We start from the raw sequence: 15274 nt of genomic DNA on the forward strand, positions 1-15274 counted from the left end.
ATGAAAGTGGATTCAACGGATATTTTCTATTTATAGAGTGGATTCAACGAAAATGTCGCCCGTTTTCCGATCTCTGCTTCTTTGAGGACCGCCGAAGATTGCTTAGTATTCGTTCATGATTCAGTTGGACGGTCGGAGTTTGACAGTTGAAGACGTTGTCGCCGTGGCTTGCGGCCAGGGACGGGTTGAGATTTCACCCGCAGCCATGGCTGCCATGATCGCTTCACGCAGGTCGGTGGAGGTGGCGATGTCCGGGAACCAGCCTGTCTATGCGCTTAATACCGGGGTGGGTCTGTTGGCCAACATTCGCCTCGACGAAGACGAGTTGGAGCAGATGCAGATCAATCTCGTCCGGTCTCACTGCTGCGGGGTCGGTGAGCCGCTGCCCAGGGATGTCGTTCGCGGGATGATGCTGATTCGGGCGAACGTTCTTGCTAAAGGCTTGTCGGGCATTCGTCCCATCGTCGCCGAACGGATCTGCGATCTGCTCAACCATGACATTACTCCGGTCGTTCCATCGCGTGGAAGCGTCGGCGCGAGTGGCGATCTTGCTCCTCTTGCGCATATGGCGCTCGTGCTGATCGGCGAAGGATCCGCCGAATATCGCGGCGAGGTTCTTCCCGCGGTGGAGTGTCTGGAGCGGGCCGGTTTGGATCCGATCAAACTCCTTGCGAAAGAAGGGATATCGCTCCTCAATGGAACCCAGGCCATGTTGTCGATTGGCTGTCTCGAACTGGTCCGTTTGGAAGCTCTCTTCCACTCTGCGCAAACAGCAGCCGCATTCAGCATGGAAGCGTTGGGCGGCACTCCCGCCGCGCTGGATGCGCGGCTGCACAACGCCCGGCCGCACGCAGGCCAGAGGCTAAGCGCGCAGCATCTACTGGCTCTCCTGGAGGATAGCCCGATACGAAGGACTCAGGGAACCGGCGGAGCGCGGATACAGGATGCGTACTGTCTGCGGTGCATCCCGCAAGTGCATGGAGCCGCATGGGACACGTTCGCAGAGGCGCGCCGAGTGTTTACGATCGAGTTGAATGCCGCTACCGACAACCCCCTCGTCTTCGTGAACGAGAGAGACCTGGAACTGCCGAGCCAGATCGTATCGGGCGGGAACTTTCATGGAGCTCCGCTGGCTTTGGCACTCGACTATCTCGCCATTGCGATTTATCAACTGGCGGGGATCTCGGAACGGCGTACGGAGCGATTGCTCAATCCAACGTTGAATGAGGAACTGCCTGCGTTCCTCGCGGATCGTCCGGGGATCGAGTCGGGCCTGATGATGGCCCAGGTGACCGCCGCGGCCCTGGTGGCAGAGATGCGAGTGCTGGCCGGACCGGCCTCTGTCGGGTCGATCCCGACCAGCGGCAATCAGGAGGACTTCGTGAGCATGGGAATGACCTCAGCCCTCAAGTTGCAGCAGAGCGCGCGTCTGGCGGAGATGGTGGTTGCGATCGAGGTCCTCGCCGCGACGCGGGCATTGGACTTTCGACGGCAGAGGACGACGCCGGTCCTCGAAGCCGCGAAGGCCGCGTTTCGGGAGAGTGTTCCAGCCTGGAAGGAAGATCAGGTTCTGTCAGGGCCCATGCAGCGTGCCGCCGACTTCCTTGCGGCAGATGGGTTTCGTACCCGCAGCCATTCCCTCGTGGAGGTTCACTAATGGCTGGCGACCTGGTTCCGGGCTACGTTCCGATTAAGGCGCCGCGCGGCAACACGCGCACGGCCAAGGGCTGGATTCAGGAAGCCGCCAAGCGGATGCTGATGAACAATCTCGACTCAGAGGTTGCCGAGAAGCCCGAAGAGCTGATCGTCTATGGCGGCCGCGGCAAGGCCGCTCGTAATTGGGAGTGTTATCACAAGATCATCGAGACGCTCGACCGGCTGGAGAACAACCAGACGTTGCTGATCCAGTCGGGCAAGCCTGTTGGGGTGGTGGAGACCCATCGGCTCGCTCCGCGCGTCTTGATTGCAAACTCCAACCTTGTACCCAAATGGGCGAACTGGGAAGAGTTCGACCGGCTCGATCGAGCCGGATTGATGATGTACGGGCAGATGACTGCGGGATCGTGGATCTATATCGGGACACAGGGCATTCTGCAGGGTACCTACGAGACCTTCAAGAGCGCGGCCAAGCAACACTTCAACGACACCCTGGCCGGCACCATCACGGTCACAGCCGGCCTCGGCGGCATGGGCGGAGCCCAGCCACTGGCGGTGAAGCTGGCGGGAGGTGTGAGCCTCTGTATTGAAGTGGACGCCAGCCGCATCGAGCGGCGTTTGAAGACCCGCTATCTGGACCGCGCCACGACGTCTCTCCCCGAGGCCATCGCTCTGGCGAGTGACGCGAAGAAGAGCCGCACGGCCCTTTCGATAGGGCTTCAGGGCAACGCTGCGGAGATTTTGCCGAAGATGGTGCAGATGGGATTCACCCCTGACCTGGTTACCGACCAGACCAGTGCTCACGACCCGATGTGGGGCTACCTTCCGCCCACCCGGGCTGACGAGGACGTGAACACGCTGCGGGAACAGAACCCGAAGCTCTATAAGGAGCGGGTGAACATAGCCATCGTCAATCATGTCGGCGCGATTCTCACAATGCAGAAGAGGGGCGCCATCGCCTTTGACTATGGGAATAATCTGCGGGCCCAGGCAAAACTCGCCGGTGTGGACGACGCTTTCTCGTATCCAGGGTTCGTCCCTGCCTTCATCCGGGATTCCTTCTGCGAAGGGCGAGGTCCGTTCCGGTGGGTTGCGCTCTCGGGTGACCCCGCCGACATTGCTAAGACCGACGAAGCACTGCTCAAGCTCTTTCCTGACGATGTGCGGCTCCAGGAGTGGCTGCGATTCGCTTCCGGGCAGGTCGCCTTTCAGGGACTGCCTGCGCGCATCTGCTGGCTGGGTTACCGCGAACGCGATCGAGCCGGGCTGCTCTTCAATAAGATGGTGCGCGAGGGCACTCTCTCCGCGCCGATCGTCATTGGCAGAGATCATCTGGATGCGGGTTCCGTCGCCAGTCCTTATCGAGAGACAGAAGCCATGCTCGACGGGTCGGACGCCGTCTCTGATTGGGCGTTGCTCAACTTCGCAACCGGAATAGCCAGTGGCGCCGCGTGGATGAGCTTTCATCATGGCGGCGGTGTCGGCATGGGCTACAGCCAGCACGCCGGGCTTGTCGCTGTCGCCGACGGAAGCGACGAAGCTGAGGAGCGGTTGCGGCTCTGTCTTACGAACGATCCGGGGTTGGGCGTCATCCGTCATGCCGACGCAGGATATGAGAAGGCCCAGCGCATTGCAGGGGAACGGGGCCTCGATATGCCGAGTATGAAACCCACACCAGGGGCGAGATGAACGTCGAAACCCTCATCACCGGCATCACGCAGGTAGTCTCGGCCCAAGGGCTAGGACCCAGGCGTGGAGTTGCCATGAGCGATATCGTCTGCCTTGAGAACGCGGCGTTGGCGATCGACCAAGCGCGTTTTGTATGGGTAGGACGGGCCGAGGACTGGCATGGCCAGGCGGCTTCGGTCGTCGACTTGGGCGGTCGTGCCGTCGTGCCTGGCCTTGTCGATCCTCATACCCATGCTGTTTGGGCCGGTGACCGGCTTGCGGACTTCGCGCTGCGGACCTCCGGTTCGTCCTACGAGGAGATTCTTGCTGGCGGCGGCGGAATTCGCAGCACGATCGGCGCAACACAAAGTGCAACGCAAGAGGAACTGGTGGCTCTTGCGCTTCCACGCCTGCTCGCCCTGATGGAATCGGGAGCGACAGTCATTGAGGTCAAATCCGGCTACGGCTTCACCCCATCTGCAGAGATCAAAATGCTGGAAGCGATTCGCCAGCTGCAAGCCAAGCTTCCAGCCAGGCTTGTTCCAACGCTGCTCATCCATATTCCGCCGCCGGAGGCTCACAAGCGCCTCTCTTACCTCGACCAGATCACCAGCGAACTCATCCCAGAGGTAGCAAACACGGCCTTAGCGAGCGCTGTAGACATCTTCGTGGACCGCGAGGCGTGGCAGGCTGACGAAGCAGAAAGGGTACTCTCCTGCGCGCTCTTGAATGGCCTCGGCATCAAGATGCACGCTGAGCAATTCCACTCCGTCGGTGGTCTTGAGCTTGCGCTGGAGCTGGGGGCTCTAAGCGTCGATCATCTGGAGGTCTGCCGGCCAGATCAGTATCCGCAGCTGGCTGCGAGCAACACCATAGCAACGCTGCTGCCCGGAGTATCTCTTCATCTCGGGATTCCAAGTGCGCCCGGACGTGGTTTGATCGATGCTGGGGCGTCTGTTGCAGTCGGGACTGATCTAAACCCCGGGTCAAGTCCGCTCTTCTCGATCTCGGCAGCCCTCGCGCTTGCGGTGCGGCTGAACGGTCTCTCGGCCGAGGAGGCTTTGGTTGCAGGAACGGTCAACGCGGCGGCAGCTCTCGGGTTGGAGAATGCAGGACGAATCGAGGCTGGCCTGCCCGCGGACTTCGTTGTGCTGAAAGGACGTGATTGGCGGGAGTTGGTCTATCTTCTTGGCGCGAATCCGGTGGAGGACGTTTGGATCGCAGGATCAAAGGCGAGGACGAACGCTGCACAACGGATGGAGGGACCGAAATGACGACGCGCTACAGTCCGGCTCTTCTGTTCGACTCCGGCACGTTCAAGTCAGGCTTGAGTCTTTGCGTTGGTCCGGATGGAAAGATTGAAATCGCTACGGCCGTCGAGCGCTCCTCTTCAGCCGTCATCGAGCTGAAGAATAAGGCCGTGCTCCCCGGGTTTGTGAATGTTCACTCGCACGCCTTTCAAAGACTGATTCGTGGCAAGTCCGAATCGCGTGTGACAAGCGGCAAAGATTTCTGGTCGTGGCGCGGCACGATGTATCACGCTGCCGCCAGTCTCTCGCCGCAGGATGTCTACGACGTGGCGCGTATGGCCTTTCTGGAGATGGTCAAAGCGGGAACGACAACCGTCGGAGAGTTCCACTATCTCCACACGGCGCCAGACGGAACCCCGTACGAAGACCCGAATCTTCTGGGACGGCAGGTCATCGACGCTGCCCGCTCCGTTGGAATACGCATTGTCCTGTTGCGTTCCGCCTACCTCCGTTCCGGCTTTGAACTGTCACCCGATCCCGGCCAGACACGCTTCTTTGAGACGGCGTCCGACTTCTGCAGGAATGCTGAGGCCTTGATCGGCACATACTCCCACGATCCTCACGGCGTCCGGTTCGGCATCGCGCCGCACAGCGTTCGTGCGGTGCCCCTGGACGCTCTCCATCCAATTGTTGCCTGGGCTCGCTCGAAAGATCTGCCGGTTCATATGCACGTCGCCGAGCAGCTTGCTGAGAATGCAGCCTGCGTGCGCGAGTATGGAAGAACGCCGCTCGCGCTGTTGCACGACGAAAAATTACTCGGGCCGGATTTCACGGCCGTTCACGCGATTCATATCACGGACGAAGAGATCGCTAGGCTGGCGGAGGCTCAGGGCACCATCTGCTCCTGCCCGACGACAGAGAGGAATCTTGGCGACGGCATTCTTGCAGCGGAGAGCGCGATGCGGGCCGGCATCCGCATTGCGCTTGGCTCGGATAGCCAGGCGCAGATAGACCCTTTGGAGGATGCTCGCCAACTCGACTACCACCTGCGCCTGATGCAGCAGCAGCGGGCCATTCTCGATCAGATCGAGGGGCAGTCCCTGTCCGCCAGGCTCTTTGCTTGTGCGACTGTCAACGGGGCACGATCTCTCGGTCTCGACAGCGGGTCATTCACTCAGGATTCTTCCGCAGACTTCATCACGGTGGACCTGAACGATCTATCCATCGCAGGTCACAGCGGCGAGGACCTTCTGCAGATTCTCATGTTTGGCCTCAATCGATCGGCGATCAAGGATGTCTTCGTCAGTGGCAAACAAATCCTGAGAGATGGAAAGCACGCGCTGGAGGAGGAGATCGTCGCTCGCTACCAGGAGGTCCATCGCAGCGTTTGGAAGGACACACCGGGCTTTGGGGTGAAGAGATGACTGCAGCAGACTATCTTCTCGACCTCATCCGAATCCGGTCTGTATCGGCATCGAGCAATCGCGCCGTTGTGGACTACGCCCGGAACGTGCTGCATCAGGCAGGTTGGAGTACACGCGAACTTGCCTACGTTGACGCGAACGCTGTCGAGAAGGTCAATTTGATCGCAGCCCCGCCCCGGCAGGATGTCTCAGCTCAGTCGGTTGACCTTGCCTTCGTATGTCATACCGATACGGTCCCGTTTTCATCCTCCTGGGAGGGGGCGCTCGAGCCCTTCGCCGACGAAGAGCATATCTATGGTTGCGGGGCGTGCGATGTAAAAGGGTTCCTCGCGTGCCTGTTGCAGGCAGCCGCATTGCAGCCTCACGGCGATTGGGCGGAAGGGTTACGAATTGTCCTGACGGCAGATGAAGAGATCGGCTGCGTGGGGGCCAGGCATCTGCTTGCACAGGACACCATCAGGCCCAGGCGCCTGGTCGTCGGGGAGCCGACATCGCTGCATGCCGCCCGCGCCGGAAAGGGATATTGTCTCTCCGAGGTTGTGGTGCAGGGAATCGAAGCCCACAGCGCACACCCCGAGCAGGGAGCCTCCGCGATCTTCGCGGCTAGCCGGATGATTCGATCGATTGAAGAGCTTGCTGTGCAGTTGAGAGAGCAGACGCATGACCTCTTTCACCCCGCCTATACCACCGTGAACGTTGGCACCGTCGAAGGTGGGACAGCGAAGAACATCATCGCCGGCGAGTGCAGGTTTCTGGTCGAATGGCGGCCCGTTCCAGGACTTGACCCCGAATTCATCCCCGCAGCCTTGCAAAGCTACGCGGAGGCTCTTCAGCAAAGAGATTCCCGAATCCGATGCACGATTCACTCACTTCGTCAGCAGGCTGGCTTCGAGACGGCTGAAATATCCACGTTGGTGCAAACGCTTGTTGAGAAGACGGGACAGGCGCCGGCTTCCATCCCTTTTGGCTCTGAGGCAAGCGTGTTCGCGCCCATTGCGGAAGAGACAGTCGTCTTTGGACCGGGGGATATGCAAACGGCTCATAGTGACAGGGAGCGCGTTCCTGTGGCTGAATTGGAGAAGGCCGCCGCCGTATTGAAGAGCCTGATGTTCCCTAAGAATCGTGTCTAAAACTGGGAGCAGCCTGATCCTCCCATCATGCTATCGAACGGCAGTTCTGCGGGTATTTCGCATCACCAGCCATACGAAAGCTACCCCTCCAGGGTTCCTGCGGTATGGATACGACTTTCAGTCAAGTCCAGTTCGTACTGAAGTGCTCGCAACGCTTCTTCGCTGATCTGTCCATCGTCACGCAAACGAATAAGAGCGTTCCGCTCAACCTGAAGCACATCCATCATGGCCGCTTTCCGATCGGAGTAGTCGACATTGCCAACCGATGCCCCTTCACTTTCTGGCGGAAGGGAATCAAGTCTTTTTTGATACATAGCGATGATTTCGCTGAACATGGCCGACTGATCCTTTTTCTTGACGCGTCTGCGGCTTAGGTGCGCCACTGCCTCTCTCAGGAGCACTCGCCGAGCTTCCTGCTCTTCCTTGTGGGAAGATGGCGCACCGCACAGTCCCAGCAGCCGGATTAACGAGGGCATCGTCAACCCTTGAATCACAAGAGTGGCGAAGATCAGACAGAACGCCAAATAGATAATCATGCTCCGCTGTGGCAGCGTATAGGGCAACGAGACTGCTGCGGCCAGAGAGAGCACTCCCCGCATCCCTCCCCAACCAATGATGAAGGTAGCTCCAGGAGACGGAGGTTCAACCTTAATTTTCTGTGCCCACCGCTGCAATGCATATGAAACGTAGGTTTCTCCGAAGACCCAGAGCATTCGGATAGCGATCATGGCTAAGCTAAAACCGATGCCATATCGAAGCAGTACGGAATGACTCATTCCGTGGATCTGCCCCATGACATAGGGCAACTGAAGACCGATCAAAACAAAGACGATGCCGTTCAAGATGAAAGTTAACGCATCCCAGACTGCTGCTGCCTGCAGCCTCACGCCAGGAGACATATAGGTAACGCTTTTCCGGCTCATGTACATGCTGCATGCAATCACCGCGATGACACCGGACACCCTCATCCGTGCTCCCAATAGGTAAGTTGCATACGGAACCAGGAGGCTGATGATGATCTCAATGCCGCCGTCATCGACCCACGTCTCAAACCACGCTACGATTGCACCGACTGCCAGGCCAATGAGTACTCCTCCTCCAATCAGGAAAACTAACCGTCCCACTGTCTCGATGGGGGACGGAGTTCTTCCCGTCGCAAGAAGGAGCAGGCCAAATTGCAGGGCGACAAGGCCTGTGCCATCGTTTACAAGACTCTCCGCTTCCAGAATCTCGACGATCGATTGGGGGATGCCGAGGCGACGAGCGATCGATGTAGCCGCGATAGCGTCGGTTGCAGCCACTACCGCCCCGAGAAGCACGGCCGATCGCCAATCGAATCCCGGCAGGATTTTTCCCGCCGTCATTGCCAGCCCCAGGATTGTGAAAAAGACCAGACCCACGGCTAGCTTCGCAATACTCGAAAAATTCCTTTGGAATTCGCGCCAGGAAAGCGTCCAGGCTGCAGCGTGAAGCAGGGGCGGAAGAAAAACCAGGAACACAATGTCCGGATCTAGATCGATGCGCGGCATTCCAGGCACAAACCCAAGCAATAATCCGGCAGTGACCAACAAAATTGGATACGGGATCTTTAGCCTGCGCGCCAGGGCGGCAAACATGGCGACAAAGACCAGGAGCAGAAGAACTACGGTCTCAACAGACTGTACTCCACCGCCGGGCGTCACGAGTGCTCTCCGGGAAGCGCCACGAAGGCGCATTTTTCGAGATCGTAGGGCAGACGGGACATTCCCTATTATCTCGCGCAAGCGCAACACCGCCGCGGGCTACCCCCTCACGTTCAACGAGGTCAACGCGGCGGCCGCCAACGTTGGCGAGAGCTTCGTCGTGCAAGAGCCTTCCACCCAGGACATACAGGTATGCGCGGGTACGATGGCAACCGGCATCTCTGGCAATAGCCTTCAATAACGTCTTCGGTTCAAATTGACTCCCCACGAAAGCGAATCCACGGCCCAATTCCAGAAATAGATCACGGAGGTGGAGGAGCAAACCTCGTTCCAACTCGCGCTCCTGGGTACTAGAGGTAGCGTCAGGAAATCGAAGTTGTATGGATCTTTGAGCGTCCGGTTGAGAGCGATCTATTGCTGGAGAAGCAGCAGCCATTCTCCGGCGTCAGGCTTTTCGATTACGGTGCCTGCCTGGCCTGAGATGGTGGCAGCTTCTTTCGATGTTCCCGTCCTGGGGTTGAACCAGAGGCCGTGATAGGCGGGGTGTGGAAGAGCCTTCGCTAAGGTGAGGTTGCTTCCAGAACGTGTATCGATCAGCACCGGATCGTTCGCCGCTCCGGCAAGAACCCAGTTGTGGGTTGCATCGGACACTATGCCATCGACTGGGCTCAGCTTCATCAATGCAGTTGCCAGATGGTCATGGATGAATTGATCGATCATGGCATCTGAGGGATTGTCTTTGTAGAGGGATGTGCGGCCACGAAGAGACGACTGTGAAGCCGCGCCGCCCATGAGGATTGGCAGAGGTCCGGCACCGCTTTCCATGGGGACAAATGCTATGTTGGGATAGCGATCGCGGTACTCGCGAACCTGCTTGTAGACCAACTCCGGCGTTGTCGGCGGAGGCGTATCAGTGTAGCCTGGGAACTGCTTGCTGATGAGCTCACGGAAGGCGTGATTCTCGCCGGCCTTTGGAGCGAACAGCGTGCCGTCCGGCTCGTAGATCCAATAGCGCATGTCGACGGCTGCGATCTGCTTTGAGCGTACCGGGTCGGCGAGGATCGCGTCTGTTGTCTGTTTGCTCGTGGTCAATGCGAGGCGCACATGGCGGTGGTGCTGCTTCTCCCATTCGGCCACGGTGTCCTGAAAGAACTGCTCGAACTCCAGAGGTCCCGCATACTGATACGCCGCGCCGAAGATCACATTCGGCATGTCGCCCAGCTCGTCGAGCACGTGGAGGATGTAGTCGTGGTGCAGCTTCCGCAGCGGGGCATAGCTGACGCTGAAGAACTCGTTGCCGACGTCGAGTCTCGTCCCTCCCGGATGGTAGGGCGGCGGCTCGGGCAGGCCTGTGTCGTTGATGTTGTTCGCGGGGCGCCAGGGGAAGTCAGCCCAGTGGGGGCCGATCTCAAGTACGTTGTGATCGTTGTAGAGGTCGAAGTAGACGATGAGGCCCTGTTGGGCGGCGAGCTTCGCGAACTCGCGGTGCCGTTCGAAGTACCAGGGGTTGTAGTGGGAGACATCGAAGAGGCTTAGGCCATCCCACCCTGTGCCTTTGCCGCTGCGGGCCCACGGCATCTCGAAGAACGGTGCCCAGACGTTGCCGTCTGGCTCATGGTCGATCATGTGCGCGTCGCGACGGTGTTCATACCAGAGCCCCGGCCCCACCTGCAGGAAGATCACACCTTTGGCTTTCAAGCGTGTAGCAAACTCAGGAAGGTCTTCGGTCAGGCCTGGGCCGACCTGTCCCGGCATGAAGCGAGTGATGCTCGAGCCTGTGGTCAGGACCGCGGTGGCTGGTGAGGTATCGCCTTTCCACCAGGCTTCGCCTTGCGACTCTCCCCAGGCTACCTGGCCGTCCATCACAAAACGTCCGTTGACGATAGAGAAGGGATGTTCGGCGGGTTCCGGAGTGGAAGTCGGCCGTTCAGCTTTGAAGAGAGGCGGCGTGCTCTTGTCCTGAGGAATGGTGTCGGCGGAGGTCGTTATGCCGCGTGCTGCTAGCTCGACCTGATAGAGCGGCTGCTCGGAATGTATCGCAAAGTTTGGCGCTTCAGGCGGTCCTTTGGCTTCTACGGATTTTGCCGTCACGTTCCAAAGCACGGAGTTAGCTGCGGTCCAGCCAGCACCTTGCGCGCGGGTCTGGTCGAGGATCAGTTGAACACTGGCATCGGGGACATGCACGTTCTCGTAGAGTACGCCCGAGGCCCAACCTTCGAACGCGCCGCTGGCACCCAGCGATCCTGAGGCGTCGCAGTCGAGAAAGACATTGGGGCCTGCGGCCAGTAGGCCGGTAGCAAAGTCATTCATGCCTGCCTCGCTGTGGCAGCGCTCGACCAGCACCTGCTGTCCGTAGACCACGAAGGCCTGGCGGCGATACCCGCCGACCTCGGAGATGGGCGCTTCAAAGCGGCAGTCCGCGATGGTGATACGTCGAGCCCGTAGTCCCGTTCGCACAGCAGAGGCGACGAAGTGCCGTGCTGTAACCTGTCTTACCCAGCCATCTTCGACATGATCGAGTGCGATCGCGATCCAGGAGTGTTCTTCGTCTTTTGGAAAGTGCGTGTCATAGGCCGATTCGAGCGTGAGAGCTTCGATGCCGATGTGCTGCGGCGTCTCGTTCGTGCGCACTGCTGCGACGGTACCGCCGCCGTATCGCTTTTCGAGGGCTGTCGTGATCGGTGCGTCGATCTCGATCCTGCCGCTTGCGGCATCGACGGCTGTGACGGTTCTGTCCCAGACCAGATCATGCGATCTGGGATGCCAGTCGAGACGCGCATTGGCGAAGGTTCCAGGCAGGCCCGTCATGCCCAGCGATTTGATCCACTCGATGGTGCTTGGCCGACGCACGACGATGTGCGTTCCGACGGGAAAGGCCGCGGTGTCGGCGACTTTGAAGGAGCGGGCTCCGGTTGGAACGGTTTCGTCGGTGATCGCGACGGGATCGCCGATCTCTGAGTCAGTATGGCTACCGACTTCAATCAGTGTTCGGCGATTGTTGCCTGTAGCGAGGAGGGTCGTCTTCGATCCTCGGCCCCGGAGTACGACGCCGCTGGCGCGCAGGTGCAGTTGTCCTCCGACGAGATACTGTCCCGCTTCGAGAAGGATGGCGCCGCGAAAGCCATTGGCTTGTACCGGCATTGCGGATATGTGATCGATCGCCGATTGCAGCAGTGCTGTGTCGTCCTTGCCGCTGGGCTTTACTGCAAGCACCGCCGCGACTGAGGGAATGGGCTTGCCGGCTTCGAATCCCGCGAAGGAGAAGTCGATGGAGACAGGGTTCTTTGCCGCCTGGGCTGCAGCGATACAGCATCCACTTGCTAGAAGCGCGCCGACGAGTACTTGTCTAAGGCTCACAACCATTCCAATCTGTGAATCAAGGCGATTCACTGTTGAGGGAAGGGAACAAACTTGTCCGTGCAGGAGGCTGCGGAGCCTTGCCCGGGCTTGCCGTCAATTGTTGAGTCCGTACCGTTCGCTAGCTGGAGATTCACCGGGCCCGGGCCGAGGTGCAGGTCAGCGTGGCTGATGACGTACTGATACGGCAGAGCATCGGTCAGCAGTACATCGTCGAGGTTGGCTCCGATGCGGTAGTCCGTGGCGTAGCCGTTGAACGAGATCTTGCCGCCGCCCGACACACGAACACGGTGCAGCGTAACGTCGCGCATGCTCGGGGGTGAGTTGCCTTTCAGCGTTCCGGCGGCGGAATAGGCGGTGTCGAGCGTAATGGGATTGCGGGAGTTGCGCACGCAGACGTCGTCATACACGACGTCATGCACCAAGCCGCCGCGCGATCCGTTCGACTTGATGCGAATGCCGTTGTCGGGGCCGTCCAGCGAGAGATCGAAGACGCGAATCTGGCTGACGCCGCCATTGGTCTCGCTGCCGATCGATATCCCATGTCCCCAATAGAAGTGATTGTGGCTGACAGTCATGTTGGTCAATCCGCCGGTTCCGCCTTTGATTGCGATGTTGTCGTCGCCAGCGCGGATGTAGCTATGGGTAATGGTGATGTTCTTCGCTCCATCGCCTGGGTCGACGCCGTCGGTATTGGGAGCGTTGCGCTGTGGCGTGTCGATCTTCAAGGCCCACACGGTAAAGCCGTCGCCGTGGTTGTAGACGACATGGAAGTTGGGCGAGTTCTTCAGCGTGATCCGATAGAGCGTGAAGTTGTCGGCGGTGTCGGTGACGATCAGGCGAAAGCACTGCTGGTGGCCTGTCTTTCCAGCCTGCGCTGCGAGGCCCCACCAGGTAAGGTCCTTGCCCAGAATCTGCTCTTCGCCTCGGCCATCGATGGTTCCATCGCCCATCACGCCCGCTCCCGATACGTGCTTTGCAGAGATCAGTGGCTTGCATCCGCCACGGGTTTCGCTCAGGATTCCGCAACTACCTGGGGAGGTTTCAAAGACCGCGGCGTCACGTGATGCGAAGAGGGTTACTCCCTTATCGACGATCAGAGTTACGCCTTCGCGTAGTTCGAGAGGGCCGCTGAGGAAGGCGTTCGCTTTGTCGTGTGTGTGCAGGACGACTCCATGGCCTTTTGTGCAGGTATCGAGGGCCTTCTGGATTCTTGCGGTATCGAGTTTGTTTTCGTCTTCTGCGGCTAGTGAGTGGCCGCTTGTGTTGAGCTGCGCGTCGAGTGAGGCACAGGCTGGAGGCAGCGTTGGCTCTGTGACGGTGCGGGTATCCTGCGCGATGAGAAGGCTTGAGGATGAGAGGGCCAGCACGCTGAGAGCGAGACAGAGCCGATTTGGGAGCGTTCTGGGGAATTTAGGGGGATTTTGGCTTTTGCGGTTGCGGAGGACCTGCGACAGGCTCTTATCGACCGTGCCTGTCTGACAGGCAAGATTTGTTTGCCCGAGGCTCTTTTTCGAGTTGAAATGCGTTGCCGCAAGGAGAATATTGAATAATCTCATCGCAAGCTTTGTTACATAGACGCACCAAGGCCGTCAACTGATTGGTATGACCAATCGGCTGGGGTGCCTTACAGGGGAGGGTGAGCTGTGACGTTTGTGGTGGTGCTGGCGAAGAACGGGAGGAAGCAGGTTCGCTCCCCTTCGACTACGCTCAGGGTCGGAATGACAAAACCAGAAAGGCAAAAGCAACCGCAAAAGCAGATTCCCTACGGGAATGACAAGCCAGAAAAGCAAGAGCAAAGATAACAGCAAGAGCTAAGGCAACGACGTTTAGCTATCCTTGCGATAGAGAAGATTACGCATGGCTTGCCTGCGGGCTTCGTTGGCTTCGCTGATGGACTTGCGTTCGTCGGCATCCATGCGGCGCTTGCCGCCGGTCTCCATGGCTTCTGGGGTGCTGCACTGCGGGCAGCGATTGGCGAAGCCGGGTTTGTCCGGTTTCAATTCGAACTCTTCGGAGCAGACGATACAGGTTTTGATCGGGAAAGGCATTGCGCTGTTCCCATGATACGTCTGTGGCGGGCTTCCCTCAAGGTGTTGTGCCAGGGCTGAGGGTTGTAGTTTTACTTTTATGTGTGGGTACAGAAGGCTATTGAAGCAATGACGATCTCGAATCTTTTGCCGTTTGGCGTAGTCTTCGTGCAGCAGGAAGAGAGTTTCAGCGGCTCTCTTTCGCTGGAGGAAGAAAAGGCCCTCGGCGGTGCCGTGCTTAAACGGCGCATGGAGTTTACCGCTGGAAGAACCTGCGCTCGCAGCGCGTTGGAGCGACTGGGGACTCCGGTCTCTTCGCTGTTGCGGGGACCGGCGAGGGAGCCGCTCTGGCCCTCCGGGGTCGTTGGCAGCATTACGCACTGCGAAGGGTATTGCGCTGCCGCAGTCGCCTATCAGGAGAGGTTCGCAGGGATCGGCATCGATGCCGAAGTGAATGAGCCGCTGCCCGAGGGCACCCTGGAGCTGGTGGCTCGTCCGGAGGAGCTGGAGCGTTTGGGGAGACTTCCCGCAGGCTCTCTTTGCTGGGATCGACTGCTCTTCAGCATCAAGGAGAGTGTCTACAAGACCTGGTACCCGCTCACGAAGTCCTGGCTTGGTTTTGAAGAGGCCTCGGTCACGATCGATTCCAATCAACAGACCTTCCAGGTTGATTTGCTCATAAGAGACTATCCCGAAATTCTCTCCCACCTTCGTGGCCGGTATCTAGTGGAGGGAAGGCATATTTTGACGGCCATCGTCCTTGCAGGCGGAGCGTCTTCGGGGAATCTTCAGGAGCCTGTGTTCCGAGGTTGATGCACGCCATAGATTCTTTCCATGGTGCGCTACACTGATTACCAGACTATAAAACTCGGCAAAAGCGTGTCACTTGAGAAGCTGCGATGGAGCTGGAATTCATGGGCCGATATCGAAGCTTTATGCCCTATGTCCTATCCTGATAGGGAATCCTGTGTGCGTCGATGCAAAAAGCTTGTTCCCGTGATCCGGGCGCAGGGAATCGCTGCGGACCAATACCGGTTGCCGGCGATATTATCGCTTCTTAATTGTGGCTAGCGCATC

The 15274-nt window shown here is 58.9% G+C and carries 11 protein-coding genes; 6 read left to right on the forward strand and 5 right to left on the reverse strand.

Features of this window, described 5'->3' with window-relative positions; all coding sequences use genetic code 11:
* Window positions 1-115 precede the first annotated feature (115 nt).
* From hutH to argE, 5 genes are read left to right on the forward strand one after another with little or no spacing between them, the layout of a single operon-like run.
* Window positions 116-1657, forward strand: coding sequence for a histidine ammonia-lyase (hutH, locus tag ACIX8_RS09795; RefSeq protein WP_014265179.1), 1542 nt, complete (start codon window positions 116-118; stop codon window positions 1655-1657).
* Window positions 1657-3345 carry a urocanate hydratase gene (gene hutU, locus ACIX8_RS09800; RefSeq protein WP_014265180.1) on the forward strand — a complete coding sequence of 563 codons (1689 nt, stop codon included), beginning with the start codon at window positions 1657-1659 and terminating at the stop codon, window positions 3343-3345. Before hutH ends, hutU begins: the two co-directional genes overlap by 1 nt.
* On the forward strand, window positions 3342-4598 hold the full coding sequence (hutI, locus tag ACIX8_RS09805; RefSeq protein WP_014265181.1) for an imidazolonepropionase: 1257 nt from the start codon (window positions 3342-3344) through the stop codon (window positions 4596-4598). Before hutU ends, hutI begins: the two co-directional genes overlap by 4 nt.
* Entirely contained in the window at window positions 4595-5998 is a 1404-nt protein-coding gene (locus ACIX8_RS09810; RefSeq protein WP_014265182.1) for a formimidoylglutamate deiminase, read from the forward strand. The genes hutI and ACIX8_RS09810 overlap by 4 nt, the downstream gene beginning before the upstream one ends.
* Window positions 5995-7128: an acetylornithine deacetylase gene (gene argE, locus ACIX8_RS09815; RefSeq protein ID WP_014265183.1), complete on the forward strand. Its 1134-nt coding sequence runs from the start codon at window positions 5995-5997 to the stop codon at window positions 7126-7128. Before ACIX8_RS09810 ends, argE begins: the two co-directional genes overlap by 4 nt.
* A gap of 80 nt (window positions 7129-7208) precedes the next feature.
* Here argE and ACIX8_RS09820 read toward each other — a convergent pair whose 3' ends face one another.
* From ACIX8_RS09820 to ACIX8_RS09835, 5 genes are all read right to left on the reverse strand, one after another.
* Complete coding sequence (locus ACIX8_RS09820) at window positions 7209-8810, reverse strand: Na+/H+ antiporter (RefSeq protein WP_014265184.1); 1602 nt, start codon at window positions 8808-8810, stop codon at window positions 7209-7211.
* The gene (locus ACIX8_RS26520) at window positions 8779-9246 is read right to left on the reverse strand and encodes a PDDEXK nuclease domain-containing protein (RefSeq protein WP_223295503.1); all 468 of its coding nucleotides are present in this window, start codon (window positions 9244-9246) and stop codon (window positions 8779-8781) included. Before ACIX8_RS26520 ends, ACIX8_RS09820 begins: the two co-directional genes overlap by 32 nt.
* Entirely contained in the window at window positions 9222-12173 is a 2952-nt protein-coding gene (locus ACIX8_RS09825) for a DUF6298 domain-containing protein (protein WP_014265185.1), read from the reverse strand. Before ACIX8_RS09825 ends, ACIX8_RS26520 begins: the two co-directional genes overlap by 25 nt.
* A gap of 23 nt (window positions 12174-12196) precedes the next feature.
* Window positions 12197-13726 carry a glycoside hydrolase family 28 protein gene (locus ACIX8_RS09830; protein WP_014265186.1) on the reverse strand — a complete coding sequence of 510 codons (1530 nt, stop codon included), beginning with the start codon at window positions 13724-13726 and terminating at the stop codon, window positions 12197-12199.
* A gap of 270 nt (window positions 13727-13996) precedes the next feature.
* The gene (locus ACIX8_RS09835; RefSeq protein ID WP_014265187.1) at window positions 13997-14218 is read right to left on the reverse strand and encodes a hypothetical protein; all 222 of its coding nucleotides are present in this window, start codon (window positions 14216-14218) and stop codon (window positions 13997-13999) included.
* A 108-nt stretch (window positions 14219-14326) separates the two neighbouring features.
* Here ACIX8_RS09835 and ACIX8_RS09840 point away from each other — a divergent pair, with 108 nt between their 5' ends.
* On the forward strand, window positions 14327-15010 hold the full coding sequence (locus ACIX8_RS09840; protein WP_014265188.1) for a 4'-phosphopantetheinyl transferase family protein: 684 nt from the start codon (window positions 14327-14329) through the stop codon (window positions 15008-15010).
* Window positions 15011-15274 lie beyond the last annotated feature (264 nt).

The organism is Granulicella mallensis MP5ACTX8 (assembly GCF_000178955.2).
GTDB classification, from domain to species: Bacteria; Acidobacteriota; Terriglobia; order Terriglobales; family Acidobacteriaceae; genus Granulicella; species Granulicella mallensis.

Bases quoted from the DNA above. Each gene is read 5' to 3' on its own strand.
- argE (WP_014265183.1), top strand. From the start codon at position 5,995: ATGACTGCAGCAGACTATCTTCTCGACCTCATCCGAATCCGGTCTGTA.
- ACIX8_RS09825 (WP_014265185.1), bottom strand. From the start codon at position 12,173: ATGGTTGTGAGCCTTAGACAAGTACTCGTCGGCGCGCTTCTAGCAAGT.
- ACIX8_RS09810 (WP_014265182.1), top strand. From the start codon at position 4,595: ATGACGACGCGCTACAGTCCGGCTCTTCTGTTCGACTCCGGCACGTTC.
- ACIX8_RS26520 (WP_223295503.1), bottom strand. From the start codon at position 9,246: ATGGCTGCTGCTTCTCCAGCAATAGATCGCTCTCAACCGGACGCTCAA.
- hutU (WP_014265180.1), top strand. From the start codon at position 1,657: ATGGCTGGCGACCTGGTTCCGGGCTACGTTCCGATTAAGGCGCCGCGC.
- ACIX8_RS09835 (WP_014265187.1), bottom strand. From the start codon at position 14,218: ATGCCTTTCCCGATCAAAACCTGTATCGTCTGCTCCGAAGAGTTCGAA.
- ACIX8_RS09840 (WP_014265188.1), top strand. From the start codon at position 14,327: ATGACGATCTCGAATCTTTTGCCGTTTGGCGTAGTCTTCGTGCAGCAG.
- hutI (WP_014265181.1), top strand. From the start codon at position 3,342: ATGAACGTCGAAACCCTCATCACCGGCATCACGCAGGTAGTCTCGGCC.
- hutH (WP_014265179.1), top strand. From the start codon at position 116: ATGATTCAGTTGGACGGTCGGAGTTTGACAGTTGAAGACGTTGTCGCC.
- ACIX8_RS09830 (WP_014265186.1), bottom strand. From the start codon at position 13,726: ATGAGATTATTCAATATTCTCCTTGCGGCAACGCATTTCAACTCGAAA.